The organism is Qipengyuania sp. YIM B01966 (assembly GCF_016461955.1).
Lineage (GTDB): Bacteria > Pseudomonadota > Alphaproteobacteria > Sphingomonadales > Sphingomonadaceae > QFOP01.
The window spans coordinates 244,690-270,029 of the sequence record NZ_JADMNM010000002.1 but is presented as its reverse complement, the minus strand read 5'-3'; the positions used below and the strand labels follow the sequence as shown (position 1 = coordinate 270,029).

Below are 25,340 nucleotides of genomic sequence, written 5' to 3'. Positions count from 1 at the left end.
AAGGGCGGGGGATGAGGTTTATTCGTAATTTTTCGATCATCGCGCATATCGACCATGGCAAGAGCACGCTGGCGGACCGGCTGATCCAGTTCACCGGCGGCCTGACCGACCGCGAGATGAGCGAGCAAGTCCTTGATAACATGGACATTGAGCGCGAGCGCGGGATCACCATCAAGGCCCAGACCGTGCGCCTCAGCTACACCGCGAAGGACGGCCACACCTATCAGCTCAACCTGATGGACACGCCCGGCCATGTCGATTTCGCCTATGAGGTCAGCCGCAGCCTCGCCGCGTGCGAGGGCGCGCTCTTGGTGGTCGATGCCGCGCAAGGGGTCGAGGCGCAGACGCTCGCCAATGTCTATCAATCGATCGAGCACGACCACGAAATCGTCCCCGTCATCAACAAGATCGACCTCCCCGCCGCCGAGCCCGACAAGGTCCGCGCCGAGATCGAGGAGGTCATCGGCCTCGACGCCAGCAACGCCGTCCTCACCAGCGCCAAATCGGGCATCGGCATCGAGGACGTGCTCGAAGCCGTCGTCGCCCGCATCCCGCCCCCCACCGGCACGCGCGACGCACCGCTCAAGGCGAGCCTCGTCGACAGCTGGTACGACCCCTATCTCGGCGTCGTCATCCTGGTGCGGGTGATCGACGGGGTCATCACCAAGGGCCTGCCGGTCCGCTTCATGCAGGGCGGCACCCAGCATCTGATCGACCGCGTCGGCGCCTTCACCCCCAAGCGCATCGAGCTGCCCGAACTCGGCCCCGGCGAGATCGGCTTCATCACCGCGCAGATCAAGGAGGTCGAACAGGCCCGCGTCGGCGACACCATCACCACGGTGAAGGGCGGGGCGGCCGACCCGCTGCCCGGCTACAAGGAGGTGCAGCCGGTGGTGTTCTGCGGCCTGTTCCCGGTCGACGCCGCCGATTTCGAGAAACTACGCGAAAGCATCGCCAAGCTGCGGCTCAACGATGCCAGCTTCAGCTTCGAGATGGAATCCAGCGCCGCATTGGGCTTCGGCTTCCGCTGCGGTTTCCTTGGCCTGCTGCACCTCGAGATCATCCAGGAACGCCTCACCCGCGAATATGATCTCGACCTCATCACCACCGCGCCGAGCGTGGTCTATCGCATCCAGCTGCGCGCCAGCCGCACCGACCCGGCGGGCGAGCTGCTGCTGCACAACCCGGCCGATTACCCCGATCCCAGCCGGATCGAGACGATCGAGGAGCCGTGGATCAAGGCGGTGATCTACACCCCCGACGAATATCTCGGCCCGATCCTCAAGCTGTGCCAGGACCGGCGCGGCATCCAGACCGACCTCACCTATGTCGGCGGGCGCGCGCAGGTGAGCTACGAATTGCCGCTGAACGAGGTGGTGTTCGATTTCTACGACCGGCTGAAATCGATCAGCCGCGGCTATGCCAGCTTCGATTACGAGCAGATCGGCCTGCGCGAGGGCGACCTCGTCAAGATGAGCATCCTGGTCAATAACGAGCCGGTCGATGCGCTGAGCCTGATCGTCCACCGCAGCGTCGCCGAAGCGCGCGGGCGCGGAATGTGCGAGCGGCTGAAGGACCTCATCCCCCGCCACCTGTTCAAGATCCCGATCCAGGCCGCGATCGGCGGCAAGGTGATCGCCCGCGAAACCATCGCCGCGCTGAGGAAGGACGTGACCGCGAAGTGCTATGGCGGGGACATCACGCGCAAGAAGAAGCTGCTGGAAAAGCAGAAGAAGGGCAAGGCCCGGATGCGGGAGTATGGCAATGTGAGCATCCCGCAGGAGGCGTTTATTGCGGCGCTAAGGATGGGGGAGGAATGACGACCGCAGGCGCCTAAGCGAGGATTGCGCAGCAACCGCAGCTTAGAAGCCGGTGGCCAACGGCCAGCGGGAGTATCGGCCGACCTCGGCGCGTAGCCGTGAGGATCGACGTCACGTGACGGACGGAGCGTTTGCGCCAGCAAACGCGGAGCGGCGCGTGGCGGCGATTAGCCACGCCACATCATAGCAAGCTTACCCAACCTTTGTCATTGAAGGTCGGTCTCAACTCTTTGCAATGTCACGCCGCAAAGTGCTTATTATTTGAAATTGACGTGAGTGCTGCTAATTTCCTCAGCCATGAAAGTTAAGTATAATTTCCCGCTCAAACGTCCGATCGATATAGATGATCATTGGCTTTTGCCCATGCTGGGCGGGACCGCGCGCATGGTTGAAAATGACGACGGGCTAGTGGTCGCGATTGAATTCACCAAAGAGGGCTGTCCAGTTGATCTGGCCTTTCAGGTAGTTGAAACTCCGAATGAAATCTCCAAAATGACTATCTCCGGCGCGGACACATTCGTACGCGTTGTCGAAGATCATCTCGACCGGGCTTTTGCGTATCTACAATGTTATTTCAGCACCGAGATTGAGGTTGGCAGTGTTACAATTGAGCACATTGCGGAGAATGCCGAAGAGGCAGAGAAGATTGTTATGTCATCCTTCAGTGTCGGAAAGAAGGAGCAAGATCCGCTACCGCTTTCATTTGACCTCATTACGCGCGCAGTGATGGCTGCTGAAGACGGTGATGCTCCCACATTTGAGGCAAGCCTTGCGCAGCTTGCGCGAGATAGCAATGCTCAAGGGCGCTACATCGACTGTTTTCGTTATTGCTTCCTTCTTATCGAAGCAGTCTTTGGCGAGGGCAAATTCAAGAAAAAGCAGCTTGCAGATGCGCTCAAGGGATCCATCGACTTCGTAGCGATCGTGGCGGGAGAAATCGCAAAATGGCGCACGCCGCCTAACTCGCAAGCTTCTCCGACAAAATCGCTGATGGAAGGAAGTCCGTCAACCGACCACGTAATCGAGCATCTCGTTGAGCGACGCGGGCACTACTTCCACGCGAACTTGAAGAAAGCGTCGTCTTGGAGTGCCAAGCATCAGGGCGAGGCTAATGCCTTGGCGTGGCTGGGGTTGCTCTTGTCTCAAGCGATCGCCGCTCGAGCCGCAGAAAGAATGTTTGACGATGATTTGGCGCAGCGTCATTTCGACGATGCTGGCGAGATGGGAGCACACCTAGTGGTCAGAATCGAATATTTGTTCCGCCTTCCTGAAGATGAGTTTCTTCGAAAGCGATATCTGAATGTCACCGTGCCGGGGACGAAGGCGGCAACCCGTGTAGTGACAGGCTGCGTGAAACAAGCGCTTGAGCACTTTGAGCAGACTTTACCCGTAGGCCGCATCCACAGCATCAACGGTGAAGATGATGCTGGAAATGGCCTATTCTCGGTGAGAATATATACAGAAGGAGACAGGAAGGTCGTTGAAGGTTAGAAGGGTCGCGCGTGTCATTCGCGTGAGTGATAAGGGCGAGGGGCAATCAATCCTACAAGTTGTGGATTCGAGCGTTCCGAGAGAAGAAGTGCAATGACCTTCGGTGTATTCATGCACAGGGATGGGTCGACCTACGACGACATCCCCGAGTCGCATTACCAGTTTCCGAAGAGCTACCTCAGCCGCGCCGAGCGGATGGTCGGCGACTGGATCGTCTATCGCGAGCCGGTGAAGCTGCCGCAGTCGAAGGGCTTCTTTGCCGTCGCCAAGGTCGAGCGGATCGTGCCCGATCCCGATGTGGCCGATCGCTACCGCGCGCTGATCGAGCCGGGGAGCTATCTGCCGTTCTCGCCGACCGTGCCGCACAAGGTCGATGGCCAGCCGGTCGAGCGCGATCTGGCGAATGCGCAAGCGGCGGTGCGTCCGCTGTCCAATTCCGATTTCGCGCGCATCATCGCGCTGGGCTTGCCCGAGGACGACACGCTTCCGCGCGTCGGCGAGATCGAGCCGCTGGACCGCGTGCGCGAGGGGCAGGTGCCGTTCGAGATCGAGCGGCCCATCGTGCAATCGCTCGTCAATCGCCCCTTCCGCGACCGCGCGTTCCGCCGCGCGGTGCTGCACGCCTATGACGGGCGCTGCGCGGTGACGGGGTGGAAGCTCGTCAACGGGGGAGGGCGCTTGGAAGCCGAGGCGGCGCATATTCGCCCGGTTGAGCACGGCGGGCCGGACAGCGTGCGCAACGGGCTGGCGCTGTCGGGCACCGCGCATTGGATGTTCGACCGCGGGCTGATCGGGTTAGCCGACGATTTGAAAATTATCGTTTCGCGACAGGTCAACGATCCGGCCAGCGTGACCGCGATGGTCAACCCGTCAGGCAAGGCGCTTGTGCCGAAGCGAGAGTCTGCTCGTCCGCACCCGGCGTTTCTCGGCTGGCACCGCGCGCATTGCTTCAAGCATTAGGCGTCAGGGGCTTCCCCTACCTCCTCGTCCCACTCCGCATCCACCACCGCCGCGCCAGCCGCCTCGGCGCCCGCCTCCTCCTCCGCCGCCGGACTCCCGCCGAGCAGCTTGTTATGCGGGTACCAGCTTGTGCGCTCGGCGATGTGGCGTGCCTCGTCCTCGGCGGCGCTGGCGAGGTAGGCGGCGTAGAGGTCCTGGGTCTTCTGGCTTTCCAGCGCCTCCTTCTGGGCGCGCAGGCGCAGGCAGAAATCCCTGACGATTCGCTCCGCGCGCTCCTCGGCGTCGGGGGAGCGGCGTTCCTCCTCCCATTCCTTGCGCCATTGCTTCTTCAGCCGGGCCAGCTCCATCTTGCCGATCGCGTCGGGGCGGGCGTTGGGCGTGCCGTATGTGCCGCGCATCCGCGTGCGCAGGAAGAACATCGCCAGCCGGTCGTTATGCACCTGCTCGGTCGCGACCAGTTTGCCGGCGGAAACCAGCTTGCGCTCGGTGCCGTGGAGCGCGCGGGTGAGCGTGGCATCCTCGAGCTGGGCGAGCGCGCAGTCGATCGCGGCGTCCCAGGCGGCGGCGAAGCTGGCGGCCTCGGGGTGGCGGCGCAGCAGATAGGCGCCGTGCGTCGAGCGGCCGACGCTGGCCGCCGCGGCCTTGACGCTGCCCGATTGCGCCAGCGCCTCGATAAAGGCGCGCTGGACGTGCGGCTTCCACCCGTTGGAGCGCGGCGCGGCGCGGGGGACGGGGGTGAAGGCGAGCGGGTCGTGCGCGGCGGGGTCGGTGGTCGCGGGGAGGGGGGTGTGGTCGGTCATGGCGCTCTCGGGCTTGGGGGAAGGGCGCATCGTGTGGACGAGGCGCGGGGCTGTAGGACAGCGAAAAGCGCGGGCACTGCGGCGGGCGTGTCATTTCAGCGTCACACTGGCGGGGTAGCGGCGGCGGCTCACACGATGGGAGATTTGGCCGTGCGTTCTTTGGTCCTTGCTGCAACCTTGCTGGCGCTGAGTGCGTGTGCGACCACTCCGCCGGCGATCACGGGCGACCCGGCGGTTGATGTCGCGGCGAGCGGGGAGACGGTGCCGGTCGGCACCAGCAACGCCGATGCGGCGGACGACCCGGCGATCTGGCGCAATCCGCGCGACCCGGCGGCGAGCCTCATCGTCGGCACGGACAAGAGGGCCGGGCTCTATCTCTACGGCCTCGACGGGGCGGTGCGCGATTTTTCGCCGGACGGGCGGCTCAACAATGTCGATCTGGTGACGCTGGCGGACGGGCGGGTGATCGTCGCCGCGAGCGACCGCAACGATCCGGCGCGCGCGGCGATCCGGCTGTACTGGCTCGACACCGCCTATCAGAAGCTGCGGCCGCTGGGCACCGTGCCGGGCGGGGCGGGCGAGGCCTACGGCATCTGCCTCCACCTCGAGGGCGAGACGCTCCACGCCGCCTCGGTCCTGAAGGAGGGGCTGATCGAGCAATTCCGCCTCGATGTGCCGCAGCGCGGGGTGCCGACATCAACCCCGGTGCTCACACGCCGCGTGCCGACCCAGCCCGAAGGCTGCGTGTTCGATCCGCGCGACGGCACGCTCTATGTCGGCGAGGAGGATGCCGGCATATGGCGCTTCGCCGCCGGCAGCGCCGAGGGCACGCTGGTACTGCCGGTCGACAACCGGATGCTGGTGGCTGACGTGGAGGGGCTGGCGCTGATCGCCGATGGCGAGCGCGGCGGCTATCTCGTCGCGTCGAGCCAGGGCGACAATGCCTATGCCGTGTTCCGCCTGCCCGACCTGGCGCCGGTGGGGCGCTTCCGCATCGCCGGGGGCACTATCGGCGGGGCGGAGGAAACCGACGGCATCGCGCTTGCCGCGGGCGATTTCGGCCCGGCCTATCCCGGCGGGCTGTTCGTCGCGCAGGACGGGCGCAACGCCCCCCAAGCGCAGAATTTCAAGCTGGTGAGCTGGGCCGCCATCCGCGCCGCGATCGGCGGTGAATAGCGGCAAAGCTTCACTTGGCGTTCAGCCGTAGCTTCCCTATAGGGCGGGCCATGCTGACGCCTCTCGCACCCGCCCGCACGGGCACTCTCCGCACCGGCCTGGTCGCCGGAATTGCTGCCTCGACGCTCCTGCTCGGGGCCTGCGCGGGGCGCGGCGGGGGCGATGCGGTGCGCGACACCAATTACGTCGCCCGCGATGTCGAAACGCTCTATGCTGAGGCGCGCAGCCGGCTTGACCGGGGCCAGCCCAAGGTCGCCGCAGAACTTTTCGGCGAGGTCGAGCGCCAGCACCCCTATTCGCCTTGGGCCCGCCGGGCGCAGCTGATGGCCGCGTTCAGCCATTATCTGGCGCGCGATTACAACAAATCGGTCCAGGCCGCGCAGCGGTTCCTGTCGATCCACCCGGGCAACCGCGACGCGCCCTATGCCTATTACCTGATCGCGCTCAGCTATTACGAGCAGATCAGCGATGTGACCCGCGACCAGAAGATCACCGAACAGGCGCGCACCGCGCTGACCGAGGTGGTCCGCCGGTTCCCCAACACGCAATATGCCGCCGATGCGCGGCTGAAGCTCGACCTGGTCAACGATCACCTCGCCGGCAAGGAAATGGAGATCGGCCGCTTCTACCAGCGCTCGGGCCGCTGGATCGCCGCGCAACTGCGCTTCCAGAACGTGGTCGAGAATTACCAGACTACCAGCCATGCGGCCGAGGCGCTCTATCGCCTGACCGAAAGCAGCCTGGCGCTCGGCGTCCCGGCCGAAGCGGTCCGTTATGCCGCGGTGCTGGGCGCCAATTATCCGGGCAGCGAGTGGTATCAGAAAGCCTACGATCTGGTGCAGCGCCATGCGCCCAATGCCAGTGCCACGCCCGCCCCGGCGGCCACCGCCGGCTGAGCGGGCAGAGCAGCGCAACGGGGCTGGGGGCAGCGCGCGCCGCAGCGGCTGACGCGGGCGCGCGGATCGGCTAGGGCAGGCGGGCAATGCTGACCAGGCTCGCCATCCGCGATATCGTGCTGATCGAGGCGCTGGAACTTGACTTCGCGCCCGGCCTTGGCGTGCTGACCGGCGAGACGGGGGCCGGCAAATCGATCCTCCTCGACGCGCTTGGCCTGGTGCTGGGTGACCGGGCCGACAGCGCGCTGGTCCGCGCCGGGTCGGAGCGCGGATCGGCCACCGCCAGCTTCGAATTCGCCGCGCTGCCGGATGCCGTGCGCGAGGCTCTGGCCGAAGCAGAGATCGATATCGAGCCGGGCGAGCCGCTGATCCTGCGCCGTGCCCTGCGCGCCGATGGCGGCTCAAAGGCTTTCGTCAACGACCAGCCGGTCGGCATCGCGCTGCTGCGGCAACTCGCCCCGGCGCTGGTCGAACTGCACGGCCAGCATGACGATCGCGGGCTGGTCAATCCGCGCGGCCACCGCGCGCTGCTCGACCGCTTCGCCGGGGTGGATGCGGCCAGCCTGCGCGCGGCGTGGGAGGCGTGGCAAGCCGCGCGCCGCGCTGCCGATGCCGCCCGCGCAGCCGCTGCCGAGGCCGAAGCCGATCAGGATCTGCTGCTGGCGCATCTGGCGGAACTGGCCGCGCTCGCGCCCGAAGCGGGCGAGGAGCACGAGCTCGCGCTGCGCCGCGCCGATATGCAGAAGGGCGAGCGGCTGGCCGGCGATCTCGAGGTGCTGCGCCATCTGTGGGACGGCTCGGATTCGCCGCTGGCACAAATGCGCGGCGCAGCCCGCCGGCTCGACCGGATCGCCGCCGAACATCCCCTGCTGACAGACGCGCTGGCCGCGCTCGACCGTGCGGTTATCGAAGCGGGCGAGGCGGAGGACAAGCTCGCCGCCGCCGCGCTGGCGCTGGAACACGATCCGGCCGAATTGGACCGGATCGAAACGCGGTTGTTCGATCTGCGCGCGCTGGCCCGCAAGCATGATGTCGCGGCCGATGCGCTGCCCGATACGATGCTTGCCCTGCGCGCGCGGCTCGACGCGATCGAGGGCGGCAGCGCGCAGATCGCTGCGCTGGAGGCGGCCGAGCAGGCCGCGCGGGCGCTTTATGCCGGGCTGGCGGATGAAGCGCACGCGCAGCGCGTGGCGGGGGCTGCGCGGCTCGACGCGGCGGTGGCGGCGGAACTCGGGCCTTTGAAGCTCGATGCGGCCCGCTTCGCCACCCGGGTCGATGCGCTGGGCGAGGACCGCTGGGGCCCCCACGGGTCGAGCGCGGTCGAATTCCTCATCGCCACCAATCCCGGCGCCGATTTCGCCCCGCTAGGCAAGATCGCCAGCGGCGGCGAACTGAGCCGCTTCATCCTCGCGCTCAAGGTCGCGCTGGCCGAACAGGAGGGCGCAGCGGTGATGATCTTCGACGAGATCGACCGGGGTGTGGGCGGCGCGGTGGCGAGCGCCATCGGCGAGCGGCTGGCGCGGCTGGCAGGCACCAATGGCGATGGCGGCGGGCAATTGCTGGCAGTCACGCATAGCCCGCAAGTCGCCGCGCGCGGGACGACACATTATCTGATCGCCAAATCGAGTGAGGGCACGGTGACGCGCACCTCGGTCAGCCTGCTTGACGAAGCCGGCCGCAAGGAGGAGATCGCCCGAATGCTCTCGGGCGCCGAGGTGACACCGGAAGCGAGGGCGCAGGCCGACCGGTTGCTGGAGGGGGTGTGAGGCGCGCGCTGCTCGCTGCTGCGGGGACATTGGCCGGATGCGGCGAGTCTGGCGGAGATCCCGTGCCTACTCTGGTTGAGCCCGCATATCTTAGCCCTGATGCTCTGCCGGTTATGCTACGCGACGCCTCTAACGGCGCGATGGAAGCGCGAATTTCAGGTCAGTTGGCCCGGCGCGGGCCATGTTTGCTGCTCAAGACCGGCGGCCCCGACGCGCTGGTGTTATGGGCCGATAAAGTCACCATCCGGAGTGACAAGACCGGCGGTTGGCGGCTTGTTCATACTGGAAACGGCCAACATCTGCGCGATCAGGACTGGATCGTGGCGGGGGGTGGTCATTATCCGCCGGGCGCCCCGGCGCAGCAATTCGCCGCGACCGCCATACCGTATCCATGCGCAGCCTACCCGGCTGTGCAAATCTATGCGGCAGAGCGCGCATCCCCTCCAGCCGAGACGGAAGGCCAGCCGCCACCGAATGCATCCCCACCAGCCCCTGACGAATTAAGTTTGATCGACGCGGGTTCTGGTCAGGGCACGGTTACGGAAATTCGCGGGGTCAGCAGCCCGCGAGAGGCACTCTTCCGCCATGTTGTGGTGCAGCGGCGGCGCCAGCACGCCGAGCCGCTGTGTCTCGCTGATGTCCCGCCGAAAATGCTGACGCGTCTGCGCAAAGAATTTGCCGCCATCTACCATCACAGTCAATGCAGCTGGCGCGATGGCAGCGCGGTCGTGCTGGCCGAGACAGGTGCGCCCGCCAGCTTTGTCACCGCGTCGATCATTTGCGAGGGCCGTCTTTGCCGGGCCGAAGGTGCCACGATCTCGGGCAATCTGGGCGGCGAAGGCCGGTATTACCTGCTCACGCGCCGGCATCGGACATGGCGCATCCAGAACACGGACCGGAGCTGGATGTCCTGATGCCCTGGATTCCTGACATCGCCTGCTTGCGCCGCGGGTCGCGTCCTGACAATCCTGGAACATGACCCCGCCCGCCGAAGCTGCTGCCGCCAATGAGTTGATGCGGCTCGCCAAGGCGATTGCGCGGCACAACCGCCTCTATCATGCCGAGGATGCGCCGGAGATTTCGGACGCCGAATATGACGCGCTGGTCCGCCGCAATGCCGAGCTTGAGGCGGCGTTTCCGCATCTGATCCGCGCCGACAGCCCGAGCGCGGCGGTGGGGCATCAGGTGGCTGCATCGCCGCTCGCTAAGGTCCGCCATGCGGTGCGGATGATGAGCCTCGACAATGCCTTTACGGCAGATGAGGTGGCAGAGTTTGTCGCGCGGGTGCGGCGGTTCCTCTCGCTGGCGGAGGACGCGCCGCTCGCCTTCACCGCCGAGGACAAGATTGACGGCCTCTCCTGCGCGCTGCGCTATGAAGCCGGCGTGCTGGTGCGCGCGGCGACTCGCGGCGACGGTGAGGTGGGCGAGGATGTCACCGCCAACGTCGCCTATATTCCCGATATTCCGCAGCGGCTGGCTGGTGACGATGTGCCCGCGCTGATCGAGATTCGCGGCGAGGTCTATATGGCGCGCGCGGCCTTTGATGCGCTCAACGCGGCGCAGGAGGCCGCGGGTGGGCGGCTGTTCGCTACCCCGCGCAACGCTGCCGCCGGGTCATTGCGGCAGAAGGATGCGGCGGTCACGGCGGCCCGGCCCTTGCGCTTCTTCGCGCATGGCTGGGGCGAGGCGAGCGCGCTGCCGGGCGCCTCGCAGGCCGAGATGGTGGCGGCGTTCGCGCGCTGGGGCGTGCCGGTCTCTCCGTTGTTCAAGGAGGTCGACACGCTCGAGGCGATGCTGGCGCATTACGCGCTGATAGGAGCGCGGCGGGCTGCGCTCGATTACGAGATCGACGGGGTGGTCTACAAGGTGAACCGGCTCGATTATCAGCAGCGGCTGGGCTTCGTCGCCAAGGCGCCGCGATGGGCGCTGGCGCACAAGTTTCCCGCCGAGCGGGCCGAGACGCTGGTCGAGGGGATCGACATCCAGGTCGGCCGCACGGGCAAGCTGACGCCGGTGGGCCGGCTCGCCCCGGTGCTGGTCGGCGGGGTGGTGGTGCAGAACGTGACGCTGCACAATCGCGACGAGATCGCCCGGCTGGGCGTGCGCGTGGGCGACCGCGTGGTTATCCAGCGCGCCGGCGATGTGATCCCGCAGGTGGTCGAAAACCTCACCCGCGCGGCGCCGGGCACGCCATTTGCCTTCCCCGACCACTGCCCGGTCTGCGGCAGCGAGGCGGTGGCCGAAGAGGGCGAGGTCGATGTGCGCTGCACCGGCGGGCTGATCTGCCCGGCGCAGCGGACCGAACGCTTGAAGCATTTCGTCAGCCGCGCGGCGCTCGATATTGACGGGCTGGGGCAGAAAACCATCGACCAGTTCTTCGCGCTCGGCTGGCTCGAAAGCCCGGCCGACATCTTCCGCCTGCACCACCGCCGCGCCGAGCTGCTGGTGCTGGAAGGGTGGCAGGACAAGTCTTTGGACAAGCTGTTGGCGGCGGTGGAAAGCCGGCGCGCGCCCGATGCCGCACGGCTGCTGTTCGCGCTCGGCATCCGCCATGTCGGCGCGGTGACCGCGCGCGATCTGATGAAGGCTTTTGTGACCCTGCCCGAACTGCGCATGGCGGCCGAGGCGGCGCATGGCGGCGATGCGGACGCCGCCGCGCGCTTTACCGAGATCGACGGCGTCGGCCCCGCGGTGGTCGAGGCGCTGGGCGATTTCTTCCATGAACCGCACAATCGCGCGGTGTGGGACGATCTGCTGGGCGAGCTGACGCCGCCGCCTTACCTGGTCGAAACGCGCGACAGCCCGGTGGCGGGCAAGACCGTGGTCTTTACCGGCAAGCTCGAAACGATGAGCCGCGACGAGGCCAAGGCGCAGGCCGAGCGGCTGGGCGCAAAGGCGGCGGGATCGGTCAGCGCGCGGACCGATCTGGTGGTCGCCGGGCCGGGCGCGGGCAGCAAGCTGAAGCAGGCCGCCGCGCTGGGTATCGATGTAATCGACGAGGCAGGCTGGGCGGCGATCGTCGCCGCCGCCGGCTGACGCTGTGCGCGGGAACATCCGCGCCATTAATGCGTCCCTTCCGTGATGGCGAGGCACAGTGCCGCGCGCGTGATGGAGACCTACCCATGTCAGCCCCTGAAAACCTCGAGGACGTTTATACCGAAGAACTCGCCGATCTGTGGTCGGCCAATGATCAGATGGAAAAGGTCGTGCGCGAAATGGCCGAAGCGGCGGGCGACACGCTGAAGAAGCGCCTCGAAAAGCAGGCGGACGGCATTGCCAAGCACACCGAAACGGTCAAGCAGCTGCTCAAGGATATGGGCGAAGACAGCAAGGACCATTGCAAGGGCATGGAAGGCCTGGTGAAAGAGGCCAAGAAGCACGCGATCGACGAGAAGATCGAGGATCAGGACGTGCGCGACGTGGTGATCATCTCGCAATTCCAGCGGATGAGCCATTACGGCATCTGCGGCTTCGGCACCTGCAAGGCATTTGCCGAGGCGCTCGAGAAGAGCGACCACGTCAAGCAGCTCGATGAAATCACCGCCGATATCTACGGCGCGGACGAGAACATGACCGACCTTGCCGAACGCAGCGTCAACCTGAAGGCCAAGAAAGCCGCGTAAGCTTCAGGCACGAGGGCGCTTCCCCTTGAGCGCCCGGACCCGCCCCGCTCGGCACCGCGCCGTGCGGGGCGGGGCTTTGACCGTCAGTGTCAGCGCATCTCGCGCGGGGGCAGCGCCAGCAGCGCGCACGGTGTATCGTGCAACACCCGCTCGGTCGTGCTGCCGCGCAGCATATCGAGCAGCCCCTTGCGCCCGGCGGTCGGCATCGCGAGGAGGTCGGCATTGGCCGCCTCGGCCAGGATCGCCTCGACCGGGGTGCCGCCGACCAGCCGCACATTCGCCGTCCCGCCCATGCCGTCATGCACCTCGGGCGCGGGGTCGCCGGCGTGGAACAGGTCAACTTGCGGCGATAGATTGCCGAGTAATTGCTCCAGCCGCCGCAAGATACCCGCGGGCGAGGGGTCGTGATCGACCGGCACCGCCACCCGGCCCAATCGCAGAGTGCCATTGCCGGGATCGATGAAGCCGCGCGCGCCGGGGCCGAACAACAGCGTCGGCAGATGGCTGTCATGCATCAGTTCGGCCGAGATCGACCCCGCCAGCCAGCGCCCCACCGCCCCGCGTCCATGGCTCGCCATCACCACCAGATCGGGCCGATGCTCGCCGAGAAACCGCATCATCCCCTCGACCGCATCGACATCGCGGATTTCGACCTTGCCGACGGTGACGCCGGTGGTCTGGGCAATATCCTCGACCGTCGCGCCCGCCGGCAGCACGCCCCAGCCACCGAGCACCTCGCGCACCTTGGGGAAGCGTTCGAAATGATCCGGCTCGGCCGGATCGTGGACATGGATCAGATCGAGCCGCGCCTTGTTCGCCAGCGCCAGCGCCAGCGCGTGATGAAACGCGACCTCGCCCTGCGGCGACAGGTCGGTCGGGTGGACGATGTGCTTGATCATGGAAGGCCCCCTGGCGAAAAATACTCGGCGCCACGCTAGGGCAATTGCGCGCGGTTTTGAAGCCGTGAGCCGATCAAATCCGCCGCCGGCGCAGCCACAGGATCGCCCAGTCGCCGCGCACCATCCGGCGCACCAGCGTGAAACCAACGCGGCGATAGGCCCGGCGCACCTCCGCCTCCTGCGTTTCGAGCAAGCCGGCCAGCAGCACCTGCCCGCCCGGCGCGACTGCGTCGGCGAAATCGGGTGCCAGCGCGATCAGCGGGCCGGCGAGGATGTTGGCGATCAGGAGATCATAGGGCCCGCGCGCGGCGAGCAGCGGGTCAGCCATGCCATCGGCCACCAGCATCAGCGTCGCGCCCGGCCCGCTGCCCAGCGCCAGCGCGTTGAGCGCGGCATTATCCGCCACAACGCCGGCGCAGACCGGGTCGATATCGCTCGCCGTCGCCCGCGCGCGCGGCCACAGCGCCAGCGCGGCAAAGGCCAAGAGCCCCGTCCCGGTGCCGATATCGGCCAGGTTGCGCACCACGATACCGCGCCGGCGCATCGCCTCCAGCATGGTGAGGCAGCCCGCGGTGGTGGCGTGCTGGCCGGTGCCGAACGCCTGCGAGGCGGGAATCGCAAGATCGACCACGCCCGGCTGCCGCAAGGGCGGGTGCTCCGGCGTGCGGATATGGAAGCGTCCGGCGCGGATCGGATCGACCCCTTGCTGGCTCAGCGTCAGCCAGTCCTGCGCGGCGATGCGTTCGGCGGTGATGGCGGGCGGCGGGCTGGCAAACAGCGCCGCCAGCCGCGCCGTGTCGGCAGCTTTGGGCTTTGCCGGCAGGAACAGTTCGAGCGTCCACTCGTCAGGGCGGTCGTCGGCCACCTCCATCCCGGTCAGCACCCAGTCCTCGGGCCAGTCCGCCGCCTCCTCATGCGCCAGCAACGCCGCGTGGGCAGCGGGTTTGGAGATGATCGCGGTGCGTAATTTCCAGCTATCGGGCACGGGCGGCCTCCTCGGCGAGGCGCGCATCGAGCCGGCTGGTGACGCTGGCGGCGTAGGCGGGGCATCCATCTGGGTTCACCAGCGGCGCTTCGCCCAGCAACCGGCGGCGCAGCGCCGAGCCGCCGGGGTGCGGCGTTATCAGAATATCGCACGGGCTGGCGGCCAGCGCGGCGATGCCCGCGCGGAATACCGCCACCAGACCGGGATGGTCGCTGAAGCGATAGTGGTCATCGCTGATCGGGTTCATGCTGTCGGCATAAACGATCCACCGGCACACGCCCGCCTCACAGCTCTGCCAGCGCCAACTCAGCGCGCCGCGCGTATGGCCCGGCGTGGCGATCGGCGTGAACCGCCCCTGCGCGCCGGCGGGATCGATAAGGCGGATCGGGCCGGTGACGGGCGGAAAGGCGTCATGGCCCGACTGCGCCTGCGGATCGTCCTCGGCGGTGATGCCTGTCCGCAGCACGGCGGCGGCGGGCGCGGTCGCGGCAATCGTCGCGCCGGTGGCCGCCTGCACGCGCGCGAGGCCGCCAACATGGTCGAAATGTTCGTGGCTCATCAGGATGGTGGTCACATCGCGCGGGTCGAAGCCGAGCGCGCGTATGTTTGCCAGCACCACTTCGGCGCCCCGGTCGGTGCCGCTGTCGATCAGCGTGTGGCCGCGCGCATCCGTGATGAGCAGCGCCGCGATCCCGCAGGTGCCGACGTAGTAGGTGTCGCCATGCAGCCGGAAGGGCGGGGCGGGCTTGTCCCATTCGTCGAAATCGGTGCAGCTGGCGGCAAAGGCGCGCTGAGCCGGCGCAGGGTCGGGTGGGGGCGCGGCGGGCATGGTCGTGGTGCACCCGGCCACCAGCGCCAGCGCAGCGGCGGCGGTGATACTCCGTCTAGCGAACATAGCTGGCCCCATTGGCATCGAGCGTCGCGCCGGTCAGGCTGGGCGGGGCGTCGAGCGCGCACCAGGCGATGATGCCGGCAATCTCCTCCGGCGTGGCAACGCGGCCCAGCGGGATGTCGGCCAGCAGGCCCGGCCCGCCGCGGCTGGCGAGATAATCGTCCGCCATCGCCGTGTCGGTAAAACCGGGGGTGATCGCAAAGCTGAGGATGTTTTCGGCCGCATAGGCGCGGGCGATGGTCTTGTGCAGCGCCAGCATCGCGCCCTTGCTGGCGGCGTAATGCCAGTGTGCGGGCGAATCGCCGCGATGGCCCGCGCGGCTGGCGACATGGACGATCCGCCCCCCGCTGCCGCGCTGCTGCCAGTGCCGCACAGCGCGGCGCGACAGTTCGGCCGCGCTGTCCAGATTGATCCGCAGCGTCTCGCCCCAGGCGGCGGACCACTCGGCATCGGCCATGTCGAGCGGCGCTGCGCGGAACAGACCGGCATTGTTCACCAGCACGTCAACGCTGCCGCCCGCCTGCTCCAGCGCTGCGTCCCACAGCTGGCCGGGCGCGGCAGGTTCGGTGAAATCGGCCGCCAGCAGCCCGTCGCCGCCGGCGGTGGACTGACCGATGACGGTGCAGCCGCGCGCCGCCAGCGTGGTGCGCGCCGCTGCGCCAATCCCGCGCGAGGCGCCTGTCAGGAGGATGGTGGTCATCCTAGCCACCTAGGCCAGCCACGCGGCGATTGTCGAGCGGGCACGGCTTGCGCCTTGCGGCAGCGCCGCTTAGGGGATGGGCACGTCACGCCCGTGAGGACCCTCAAGATCATGGCCAATCGCCCGCTCTCGCCGCATCTGCAGATCTGGAAATGGGGGCCGCACATGCTGACCTCGATCCTGCACCGGGTGTCGGGCAACGGGATGGCGTTCGTCGGGCTGCCGCTGCTGGTGTGGTGGCTGGCGGCGCTGGCCAGCGGGCCGGCGGCCTATGAGCGGTTCGCCGCTGTCGCCAATTCGCCGCTTGGCTGGGTGGTGCTGGTGGGGCTCAGCTGGGCATTCTTCAATCATCTCGCCTCGGGCCTCAGGCACTTCGTGCTCGACATCGGGGCGGGGTATGAACTGACCACCAACAAGACCTGGTCCGTCGGCGTGCAGCTGCTGGGCATCCTCTTGACCGCTGCCTTCTGGGCGGCGCTTCTTCTTCGCTGAAAGCTGGGTTTACGATGGGTAACGGAACTTCGATCGGGCGCGTGCGCGGTCTGGGCGCGGCGCATCACGGCACGCATCACTGGCTGCTGCAACGCTTCACCGCGATCGGCAATCTGCTGGCGCTTACGTTCCTGCTGGTGTCGTTCGTGCTGCTGCCCGATCGCGGCTATGCGGCAATGCGCGACTGGGTGGCCAATCCGCTGACGGCGACGGCGCTGGCGCTGCTGGTCATCTCGGTGTTCTGGCACGCCCGGCTCGGCGTGCAGGTGATGATGGAAGACTACGTCCACACGCCAGCCAACAAGTTCGCGGCGCTGGCCGCGCTCAATCTCGCGGTGTTCGGCGGTGCGGCGTTTGCGCTGCTGTCGATCGCCCGGATCGTTTTTGCAGGGGGGGCGGCCTGATGGCTTCCTATGCCAATGACAGTGCGGCGGTAAACCAGCCGGCCTACAAGATCATCGACCACACCTATGACGTCGTGGTGGTGGGTGCGGGCGGTTCGGGCCTGCGCGCGACGATGGGCGCCGCCGAAGCGGGCCTGCGGACGGCCAATATCTCCAAGGTTTTTCCCACCCGCAGCCATACCGTGGCGGCGCAGGGCGGGATCGCCGCCAGCCTGGGCAACAATTCGCCCGACCATTGGTCGTGGCATATGTTCGACACGGTGAAGGGCTCGGACTGGCTGGGCGATCAGGACGCGATCGAATATATGGTGCGCGAGGCGCCGCAGGCGGTCTATGAACTGGAACATGCCGGCGTGCCGTTCAGCCGCAATGCCGACGGGACGATCTACCAGCGCCCATTCGGCGGCCATATGCAGAATATGGGCGAAGGCCCGCCGGTGCAGCGGACCGCCGCTGCGGCCGACCGCACCGGGCACGCGATGCTCCACGCGCTCTACCAGCAGAGCCTCAAATACGACGCGGATTTCTTCATCGAATATTTCGCCATCGACCTCATCATGGAGGACGGGGCCAATGGCCGGGAATGTCGGGGCGTTATCGCGCTGTGCATGGAGGATGGCTCGCTCCACCGCTTCCGCGCGCATGGCGTGGTGCTGGCGACGGGCGGCTATGGCCGATGCTATTACACCGCCACCAGCGCGCATACCTGCACCGGTGATGGCGGCGGCATGGTGCTGCGCGCCGGGCTGCCGTTGCAGGACATGGAATTCGTCCAGTTCCACCCGACCGGGATTTACGGCGCCGGCGTGCTGATCACCGAAGGCGCGCGGGGCGAGGGCGGCTATCTGACCAATTCGGAAGGCGAGCGGTTCATGGAACGCTACGCCCCTTCGGCCAAGGATCTCGCCAGCCGCGATGTCGTGAGCCGGTCGATGGCGCTGGAAATGCGCGAAGGGCGCGGGGTCGGGCCGGACGGCGCCTATCTCAACCTCCACCTCGACCATATCGACCCCAAGGTGCTGGCCGAGCGGCTGCCCGGTATCACCGAAAGCGGCAAGATCTTTGCCGGCGTCGACCTGACGCGCCAGCCGCTGCCGGTGACGCCGACGGTGCATTACAATATGGGCGGCATCCCGACCAATTATCACGGCGAAGTCGTCACCATCGGCGCGGACGGCAATCCCGAAACCGTCGTGCCGGGCCTGTTCGCCGTGGGCGAAGCGGCCTGCGTTTCGGTGCACGGGGCCAACCGGCTCGGCTCCAATTCGCTGATCGACCTCGTCGTTTTCGGCCGCGCGACCGGGCACCGGCTGAAGGAACTGATAAAGCCGGGCACCGCCCATGCCGAATTGCCGGCGGGCGGCTCGGACCTCGCGCTCAGCCGCCTCGACCATTTCCGCCATGCCAAGGGCGGTTCGCCCACCGCACGCATCCGCGCCGAGATGCAGAAGACCATGCAGCGCCACTGCGCGGTGTTCCGCGACAGCACCCTGCTGCGCGAAGGGGTCGATCTGCTCGGCCAGGTCTATCGCCGGATGGAGGACATCCACGTCTCCGACCGCTCGCTGATCTGGAACAGCGACCTCGTGGAAACGCTCGAACTCGACAATCTCATCGCGCAGGCCAGCGTCACCATCACCGGGGCGGAAAACCGCAAGGAGAGCCGCGGCGCCCACGCGCACGAGGATTACCCCGAACGCGACGATGCGAACTGGATGAAGCACACCGCGGCGTGGTTCGACGGCTGGGGCGGCAAGGGCGGCGCGGTGCGGCTCGATTACCGCCCGGTGCACGATTACACGCTGACCGATGACATCGAGTACATCAAGCCGAAGAAGCGCGTGTACTGAGCCGGCGGCCAAAGGCCTGGCGTCATGATGCTGTCAAGATCGGCGGGTCTGCTGCCCGTATTGCTCGCCCATCGTCATCGGAGATATTGCATGCGTCTGCCCGCTACCGTCAGCCTGATCACCCTTGCCGCGCTCGCCGCGTGCCAGCAGGCGCCGACTGAGCCAACCGCGCCGGTCGAACCGGCCGCGACCACGGCGGCCACCGCAGCTACTCCGGCGCCCGACGGCGCGCACAATTCGCGCAATTCGGTCGATTGGGCCGGCCGCTACATCGGCACGCTGCCCTGCGCCTCGTGCCCCGGCATCGACACGGTGCTGACGCTGGCCGACAATGGCACCTACACGCTCGAGGAAACCTATCGCGAGCAGGCCGAGGGCACGATGGCCCCGGTGACCGGCAAGTTCACCTGGAGCGCGGATGGCAGCATAATCACGCTCGACGATGCCGCCGATGGCGCGGCCTACAAGGTCGGCGAAGGGCAACTGAGCCGCCTTGGCGAAGGGGGTGCGGAAGTCACCGGCGCGATGGCCAAGGATTACGTCCTGACCAAGCAGGACTGATCGCAGCGAACAGGGCGGCCCTGCACGGGGCCGCCCCGATGCGTTCTAGCGGCGCAGATCCGCGAAGGTATCGCACTGATCCTCATCGGCGGTCTGCAGGCCGCGATTGAGCCATTCCATCCGCTGCTGGCTAGTGCCGTGGGTGAAGTTTTCCGCGCTCACCCGGCCGCCGGTCAGCCGGTCATCACCGATCGCGGCAGCGGCGTTCATGCCTTCTTCCATGTCGCCCGGCTCGATCAGATTGCGGTTCCTGCCTGCCCATACGCCGGCATAGCAATCGGCCTGCAATTCCATCCGCACCTGCAACTGGTTCGCCGCACGCGGGTTCTGCGCCTGCGCCGAGCGGATTTGGTCGGCAAGGCCGGTCATGTTCTGCACATGGTGGCCATATTCATGCGCCATCACATAATAGCGGGCGAAATCGCCACGGGCGCCCAGCTGCCGCTCCATCACCTCATAGAAGCTGGTGTCGATGTAGATTCCATGATCGGCCGGGCAATAGAACGGGCCCGAACTGGCGCTGGCCGACCCGCAGCCCGAGCGCACCCCGCCGCTGTAGAATTGCAGCATGGGCTGCTGGAACGGGATGTTGGCCTGCTGGAACAGCGGCTGCCAGGTGCGGTTGAGCGAATCGAGCGCATTGCACGCCTCGGTTGCATATTCATTGGCCCCGCAAATCTGCTGCACGCTTTGCGCGTCGCCTAACTGCTCGACCTGGCCGCCGCCGCCGGTGCCCTGCTGGACCGCATCGATCGTGCCGAGCGTAGTGCCAGGATCGATCCCGAACACCAGCGCCCCGATCAGCGCGATGACGATCGCACCGCAACCGACCCCGCCGCCGGCACCGCCCGGGAAACCACCGCCACCGCCCGATCCAACACGGATATTCGACGGATCGAACGGATTCAGCCGCATGCACTTTCCCCTTAGACAGACGCGTCGTGCGCGTTATGGCGCGGATCATGGGTGAACGCCAGCGTCGCCTGTGTCGCGTCGCCTGATCCATCCTTGTGACAGGCTAACACTATGGGGGGTCCGATGTTCCTTTCCGGCAAGCGTGCGCTGGTCACCGGTTCCACATCGGGGATCGGTCTCGCCATTGCGCAGGCGCTGCACCGCGAGGGCGCGGCGATCGTGCTCAACGGCTTCGGCGACGAGGCGCTGATCGCCCGACTGACCGGCGAGCTTGGCGCCGATCACGTCAACGCCGACCTCACCACACGCGCCGGGTGCGAGGAGTTGATGGCGGGCGCCGGCCCGGTCGACATTCTGGTCAACAACGCCGGGATGCAGCACGTCGCGCCGGTCGACGAATTTCCGGTCGACAAGTGGGACGCGATCATCGCGCTCAACCTCACCGCCGCATTCCACACCGCGCGCATTTCGGTGCCGCACATGAAAGCGGCCGGATGGGGGCGGATCATCAACACCGCCAGCGCCCATTCGCTCACCGCCTCGCCGTTCAAATCGGCCTATGTCGCGGCCAAGCACGGCATCGCCGGCCTCACCAAGACGCTGGCGCTGGAACTGGCGCAGACCGGCATCACCGCCAATTGCATTAGCCCCGGCTATGTCTGGACGTCGCTGGTCGAAAACCAGATCCCCGATACGATGGCCGCGCGCGGGCTGAGCCGCGAGCAGGTGATCAACGACGTGCTGCTGGCCAAGCAGCCGACCAAACGTTTCGTCCAGCCGGACGAGGTCGGCGCGCTTGCCGCGTTCCTCTGCCGGCCCGAAGCGGGCAATATCACCGGCGCCAATTATTCGATCGACGGTGGCTGGACGGCTGAATAACGCGCTCGCCGCCACAGCGGCGCTGGCTCTGCTGTCCGGATGCGCGGCGGGCGGGGCGGGGCCGCGCAATGCCGCTCCGTCGCGCGAGGCGGCCGAACTGGATGCCGTCGAACAGGCGCTGCGGGCGCGGATCGACGTGCTTGCCAGCGATGCCTTTGGCGGTCGGCGGCCGGGCACCGACGGCGAGCAGCAGACGTTGCGCTATCTGGTCCGGGAATGGCAGGGATTCGGGCTCGAATCGGGCACTAACGATCCGGCCAATCCATGGTTTGCCCCGGTCGATCTGACGCTCAGCGTGCCCGCGTCGAGCCGGGTGACGTTGCTGTCGGGCGGCCGTGCGGTGACGCTGGCGGCGGACGAGGGCCGGGCCTTCACTGTCGGACCGCGTGCGCTGCTGGCGGCGGCGCCGGTCCTCTATGTCGGCCCGGCGCGCGCCGATGCGGTAGGGCCGGCAGCCATCGCCGGGCGGGTGGTGGTGATGGATTGGGGCGGGGAAGACGATCCCACCCGGCGCGACGCCTATTACGCGGCGGGCGCGGCGGCGGTGCTGGGGCTGGTGCGCGATGCCCGTGCGCTGACCACGCTGGCCGATCTGCGCCATCGCGGCACCTATGCGCTGGCGGGGCAGGAAGGCGATCTGGTCGATGGGTTTATCACCCAGGGCGGGCTCGCGCGGGTGATGGGCGATCCGGCGCTGTCCCAGCGGATGCGCGATGCGCGCAGGGCGGGGTTTGCGGGCGTGCGCCTGCCGCTGCAGATAACCATCGAGGCAAATTCAACCCCCGGAACGGTGCGGACGCATAATCTGATTGGCAAGCTGCCCGGGCGCCGGCCGGATGCCGGCGCGGTGTTGGTGATGGCCCATTGGGACCATTTCGGCACCTGTGCGCCGGGCGCGCAAAGTCCGCTCTGCCGCGGTGCGGTGGACAATGCCAGCGGGGTGGCCGCTATGAGCGAGATCGCCCGCCGCCTCGCCGCCGGGCCGCGACCCGATCGCGACGTCTATTTCCTCGCCACCACGGCCGAGGAATGGGGCCTGCTCGGCGCGCATGCCTTTGTCCGCAATCCCGCGCTGCCGCTGGGCACAATCGTAGCCGCGCTCAACCTCGATACCATCGCGGTGGCCCCGCGCGGCAGCGCGGTCGCCATTATTGGCGCCCGCATGACCGGGCTCGACGGGGCGATCGCCGCCGCCGCCGCGCGGCAGGGCCGGGCGCTGGGCGATAATGATTATGCCAGCCGCTACTTGCGCCGGCAGGATGGCTGGGTGCTGCTCGGGCGCGATGTGCCCGCAGTCGTCGTCACCAGTGCCTTTGCCGACGAGACGCGCTTCGCCCGCTTTGTCGAGCAGCGTTATCATCAGGCGAGCGATGTGCCGCAGGGAATCGAACTGGGCGGGGCGGCGCAGGACACGCTGCTCAACCTCGATCTGGTGCGCCTGTTCGCCGATCCGGCGCGCTGGCCGGCCAGCGCCAGCCCCTCTGCCCAGTAAGCCTGTGGCCGCCGCACTAGCGGCTGACACAAACTGTCGTTACATGGGCCGCCACGATTCTCCCTTCCTGCAGGACCTCCCCTTTCCGTGGTATTTGACGACATTCCCCTCGGCCTGACCTTCGACGATGTGCTGCTGCGCCCGGGGGAAAGCGACATCGTGCCCTCGATGGCGGACACCAGCACGCAGCTGACCCGCGCGATTCGGCTCAACATTCCGATCCTGTCGGCGGCGATGGACACGGTGACCGAGGCCGACATGGCGATCGTCATGGCGCAGCTTGGCGGGATTGGCGTGCTGCACCGGAACCTGTCGATCGAGGAACAATGCGCCGCGGTCCGCGCGGTCAAAAGGTTCGAGAGCGGGATGGTGGTCAATCCGATCACCATCTCGCCCTACGCCACGCTGGGCGAGGCGCAGAAGCTGATGGCGGATAACCGCATCTCCGGCATTCCGGTGACGGGTACGAGCGGGCGGCTGTGCGGTATCCTTACCAACCGCGACGTCCGCTTTGCCGACAATCCCAGCCAGCCGGTGCGCGAACTGATGACCAGCGAGAACCTCGCCACCGTACCGCTCGGCACCGGGCAGGAGGATGCGCGCCGGCTGCTCCACCAGCGGCGGATCGAGAAACTGATCGTGGTTGACGAGGATTATCGCTGTATCGGCCTCATAACCGTCAAGGACATGGAAAAGGCCGTGACCTATCCCGATGCCACCAAGGACGAGGCCGGGCGGCTGCGCGTCGCGGCGGCGAGCACGGTGGGCGACCAGGGGCTGGAGCGCACCCGCGCGCTGGTCGATGCCGAGGTCGATGTTGTCATCATCGATACTGCGCACGGTCATAACAAGGACGTGGCCCGCGCCGTGGAGGCGGCCAAGAAGCTGTCCAATTCGGTTCAGGTAATCGCCGGCAATGTCGCCACCGCCGAGGCGACCCGCGCGCTGATCGGCGCCGGGGCCGATGCGGTCAAGGTGGGGATCGGGCCGGGCTCGATCTGCACCACCCGCGTCGTTGCCGGGGTTGGCGTGCCGCAGCTCACCGCGATCATGGAAGCCGCCGAAGAGGCTGACAAGGCAGGCGTGCCGATTATCGGCGACGGCGGCCTGCGCACCAGCGGCGATGCGGCCAAGGCGCTCGCCGGCGGGGCATCGGCGCTGATGATCGGCTCGCTGCTCGCCGGGACCGAGGAAGCGCCGGGCGAGACGTTCCTCTATCAGGGGCGCGCCTACAAAAGCTATCGCGGGATGGGCAGCGTCGGCGCGATGGCGCGCGGCAGCGCCGACCGCTATTTCCAGCAGGACGTGTCCGCGCTCAAACTGGTGCCTGAAGGGATCGAGGGGCAGGTGCCGTACAAGGGCCCGGCGCGCGATGTGGTCCACCAGCTGGTTGGCGGGATCAAGGCGGCGATGGGCTATACCGGAGCGGCGAACCTCTCAGAACTCCGCCGCCGCGCGCGCTTCGTGCGGATTACCAATGCGGGCCTCTCGGAAAGCCACGTCCACGATGTCGCGATCACCCGCGAAGCGCCGAATTACCCCACAAGATGACACCCGCCGCGCGCGTTCAGGCGGCGATCGAACTGCTCGATGCGATTATCGCCGCCGCGCGCGGTCAGGGCGCCCCGGCCGACCGGCTGATCGGCGAATATTTCCGCGCCCGCCGCTATGCCGGCAGCAAGGACCGGCGGGCGGTGCGCGAACTGGTTTACGCCGGGATCCGGGCCTGCGGGCCAGTGCCGCCAAGCGGGCGCGCGGCGATGCTGCGGCTCGCCGGTGATGACCCCGCGCTGGCGGGTTTGTTCGACGGTTCGCCGCATGGCCCCGCACAGATTGGCGAAGGTGAGCGCGCGGCCGAAGGCGGGCTGGCCCCGGGCTGGCTGACCAAGCGTCTGGCCGCCTCCAGCATTACCGGTGCGCAAGCCGCCGCGCTGCTTGAGCGCGCGCCGCTCGATGTCAGGGTCAACACGCTCAAGGCCGACCGCGCCACGCTGGCGCTGCCCGAGCCGGGCGAGCCCCTGCTGGCTCCGCACGGCTTGCGCTTCGCCCCCGGCACCGCAGTCGAGCAATGGGACGCCTATCGCGGCGGGCTGGTCGAGGTGCAGGATCATGGCAGCCAGTGGGCCTGCCTGGCCGTGGGCGCGCAGCCGGGCGAGGTGGTGGTCGATCTGTGCGCCGGCGCGGGCGGCAAGACGCTGGCGCTGGCGGCGGCAATGGACAATCGCGGCGCGCTGATCGCCGCCGATACCGACCGCGCGCGGCTTCAGCGGCTGGCTCCACGGGCTGAGCGCGCGGGGGCCGGGATGATCGAGAGCCGGCTGCTCGATCCCGGCCGCGAGATGGAGCGGCTGGGCGATCTTGCGGGCCGCGCCGATGCGGTGCTGGTCGATGCGCCGTGCAGCGGCACCGGCACCTGGCGGCGCAATCCCGAAGCGCGCTGGCGGCTGACGCCCGATCTGCTCGCCCGCTACATGGCGGCGCAGGATCACGTGCTGGCGCTGGGTGCGCGGCTGGTGCGCCCCGGTGGGCGGCTGATATTCGTCACCTGCTCGCTGCTGGATGACGAAGGCGACACCCGTGTCGCCGCTTTCCTTGCCGCGCATCCCGGCTGGCGGGCGGATCCGCTCGGCCTGCCGCTGGGCGCCCCGCGCGGCGCCGGCTGGCGGCTCAATCCGCACGACGATGCGACTGACGGATTTTTCGTCGCGCGCCTCGTTTCGCCGTGATAATCGCGCGTTC

Annotated in this window: 23 protein-coding genes; 17 read left to right on the top strand and 6 right to left on the bottom strand. The window is 67.5% G+C overall.

The window, feature by feature from the left end; translation table 11 throughout:
* Positions 1-11: 11 nt before the first annotated feature.
* From lepA to ILT46_RS03960, 3 genes are all read left to right on the top strand, one after another.
* A complete protein-coding gene (gene lepA, locus ILT46_RS03970; RefSeq protein WP_199503346.1) occupies positions 12-1,820 on the top strand; it encodes a translation elongation factor 4 in 1,809 nt (602 codons plus the stop codon).
* A gap of 297 nt (positions 1,821-2,117) precedes the next feature.
* A complete protein-coding gene (locus tag ILT46_RS03965) occupies positions 2,118-3,311 on the top strand; it encodes a hypothetical protein (RefSeq protein ID WP_199503345.1) in 1,194 nt (397 codons plus the stop codon).
* A gap of 93 nt (positions 3,312-3,404) precedes the next feature.
* A complete protein-coding gene (locus ILT46_RS03960) occupies positions 3,405-4,271 on the top strand; it encodes an HNH endonuclease (protein ID WP_199503344.1) in 867 nt (288 codons plus the stop codon).
* Here ILT46_RS03960 and ILT46_RS03955 read toward each other — a convergent pair.
* The gene (locus ILT46_RS03955; protein ID WP_199503343.1) at positions 4,268-5,071 is read right to left on the bottom strand and encodes a hypothetical protein; all 804 of its coding nucleotides are present in this window, start codon (positions 5,069-5,071) and stop codon (positions 4,268-4,270) included. The genes ILT46_RS03960 and ILT46_RS03955 overlap by 4 nt on opposite strands.
* A 150-nt stretch (positions 5,072-5,221) precedes the next feature.
* On the opposite strand from ILT46_RS03955, the gene ILT46_RS03950 reads away from it, so the two are divergent.
* From ILT46_RS03950 to ILT46_RS03925, 6 genes are all read left to right on the top strand, one after another.
* Positions 5,222-6,247: a phytase gene (locus ILT46_RS03950; RefSeq protein ID WP_370592322.1), complete on the top strand. Its 1,026-nt coding sequence runs from the start codon at positions 5,222-5,224 to the stop codon at positions 6,245-6,247.
* A 50-nt stretch (positions 6,248-6,297) separates the two neighbouring features.
* Positions 6,298-7,143, top strand: coding sequence for an outer membrane protein assembly factor BamD (locus ILT46_RS03945; protein ID WP_199503341.1), 846 nt, complete (start codon positions 6,298-6,300; stop codon positions 7,141-7,143).
* 86 nt (positions 7,144-7,229) lie between these two features.
* Positions 7,230-8,909: a DNA repair protein RecN gene (locus ILT46_RS03940; RefSeq protein WP_199503340.1), complete on the top strand. Its 1,680-nt coding sequence runs from the start codon at positions 7,230-7,232 to the stop codon at positions 8,907-8,909.
* Between the two features lie 113 nt (positions 8,910-9,022).
* Complete coding sequence (locus ILT46_RS03935) at positions 9,023-9,823, top strand: hypothetical protein (RefSeq protein ID WP_199503339.1); 801 nt, start codon at positions 9,023-9,025, stop codon at positions 9,821-9,823.
* Between the two features lie 61 nt (positions 9,824-9,884).
* Positions 9,885-11,945 (top strand): NAD-dependent DNA ligase LigA, encoded by a 2,061-nt coding sequence (gene ligA / locus ILT46_RS03930; RefSeq protein WP_199503338.1) that lies wholly within the window; start codon positions 9,885-9,887, stop codon positions 11,943-11,945.
* Positions 11,946-12,031: 86 nt separating this feature from the next.
* On the top strand, positions 12,032-12,532 hold the full coding sequence (locus ILT46_RS03925) for a YciE/YciF ferroxidase family protein (RefSeq protein WP_199503337.1): 501 nt from the start codon (positions 12,032-12,034) through the stop codon (positions 12,530-12,532).
* Between the two features lie 89 nt (positions 12,533-12,621).
* Here ILT46_RS03925 and ILT46_RS03920 read toward each other — a convergent pair whose 3' ends face one another.
* From ILT46_RS03920 to ILT46_RS03905, 4 genes are all read right to left on the bottom strand, one after another.
* A complete protein-coding gene (locus tag ILT46_RS03920; RefSeq protein WP_199503336.1) occupies positions 12,622-13,431 on the bottom strand; it encodes a universal stress protein in 810 nt (269 codons plus the stop codon).
* A 73-nt stretch (positions 13,432-13,504) separates the two neighbouring features.
* Positions 13,505-14,416: a 50S ribosomal protein L11 methyltransferase gene (locus ILT46_RS03915; protein WP_370592321.1), complete on the bottom strand. Its 912-nt coding sequence runs from the start codon at positions 14,414-14,416 to the stop codon at positions 13,505-13,507.
* On the bottom strand, positions 14,406-15,311 hold the full coding sequence (gene bla / locus ILT46_RS03910) for a subclass B3 metallo-beta-lactamase (RefSeq protein ID WP_199503334.1): 906 nt from the start codon (positions 15,309-15,311) through the stop codon (positions 14,406-14,408). Before bla ends, ILT46_RS03915 begins: the two co-directional genes overlap by 11 nt.
* Entirely contained in the window at positions 15,301-16,008 is a 708-nt protein-coding gene (locus ILT46_RS03905) for an SDR family NAD(P)-dependent oxidoreductase (protein WP_199503333.1), read from the bottom strand. The genes bla and ILT46_RS03905 overlap by 11 nt, the downstream gene beginning before the upstream one ends.
* Before the next feature lie 111 nt (positions 16,009-16,119).
* Between ILT46_RS03905 and sdhC the strand changes: the two genes are divergently transcribed.
* The 4 genes from sdhC to ILT46_RS03885 all read left to right on the top strand — a co-directional run bounded on the left by sdhC (position 16,120) and on the right by ILT46_RS03885 (position 19,315).
* Positions 16,120-16,500, top strand: a complete 381-nt coding sequence (gene sdhC / locus ILT46_RS03900) for a succinate dehydrogenase, cytochrome b556 subunit (RefSeq protein ID WP_199503332.1) — start codon at positions 16,120-16,122, stop codon at positions 16,498-16,500.
* A 14-nt stretch (positions 16,501-16,514) separates the two neighbouring features.
* Entirely contained in the window at positions 16,515-16,904 is a 390-nt protein-coding gene (sdhD, locus tag ILT46_RS03895; RefSeq protein WP_199503331.1) for a succinate dehydrogenase, hydrophobic membrane anchor protein, read from the top strand.
* On the top strand, positions 16,904-18,754 hold the full coding sequence (sdhA, locus tag ILT46_RS03890) for a succinate dehydrogenase flavoprotein subunit (protein ID WP_199503330.1): 1,851 nt from the start codon (positions 16,904-16,906) through the stop codon (positions 18,752-18,754). Before sdhD ends, sdhA begins: the two co-directional genes overlap by 1 nt.
* A 90-nt stretch (positions 18,755-18,844) precedes the next feature.
* Positions 18,845-19,315, top strand: coding sequence for a copper resistance protein NlpE (locus tag ILT46_RS03885; RefSeq protein WP_199503329.1), 471 nt, complete (start codon positions 18,845-18,847; stop codon positions 19,313-19,315).
* A 45-nt stretch (positions 19,316-19,360) separates the two neighbouring features.
* Here the strand turns inward: ILT46_RS03885 and ypfJ are convergent, their stop codons facing one another.
* On the bottom strand, positions 19,361-20,230 hold the full coding sequence (gene ypfJ, locus ILT46_RS03880) for a KPN_02809 family neutral zinc metallopeptidase (RefSeq protein ID WP_199503328.1): 870 nt from the start codon (positions 20,228-20,230) through the stop codon (positions 19,361-19,363).
* A 123-nt stretch (positions 20,231-20,353) separates the two neighbouring features.
* Here ypfJ and ILT46_RS03875 point away from each other — a divergent pair, with 123 nt between their 5' ends.
* The 4 genes from ILT46_RS03875 to ILT46_RS03860 all read left to right on the top strand — a co-directional run bounded on the left by ILT46_RS03875 (position 20,354) and on the right by ILT46_RS03860 (position 25,327).
* Positions 20,354-21,109 (top strand): 3-hydroxybutyrate dehydrogenase, encoded by a 756-nt coding sequence (locus ILT46_RS03875; protein WP_199503521.1) that lies wholly within the window; start codon positions 20,354-20,356, stop codon positions 21,107-21,109.
* Entirely contained in the window at positions 21,090-22,601 is a 1,512-nt protein-coding gene (locus ILT46_RS12360) for a M28 family metallopeptidase (RefSeq protein WP_199503327.1), read from the top strand. The genes ILT46_RS03875 and ILT46_RS12360 overlap by 20 nt, the downstream gene beginning before the upstream one ends.
* Positions 22,602-22,688: 87 nt before the next feature.
* Entirely contained in the window at positions 22,689-24,152 is a 1,464-nt protein-coding gene (gene guaB / locus ILT46_RS03865; RefSeq protein ID WP_199503326.1) for an IMP dehydrogenase, read from the top strand.
* Positions 24,149-25,327 (top strand): RsmB/NOP family class I SAM-dependent RNA methyltransferase, encoded by a 1,179-nt coding sequence (locus ILT46_RS03860; protein ID WP_199503325.1) that lies wholly within the window; start codon positions 24,149-24,151, stop codon positions 25,325-25,327. Before guaB ends, ILT46_RS03860 begins: the two co-directional genes overlap by 4 nt.
* Positions 25,328-25,340 lie beyond the last annotated feature (13 nt).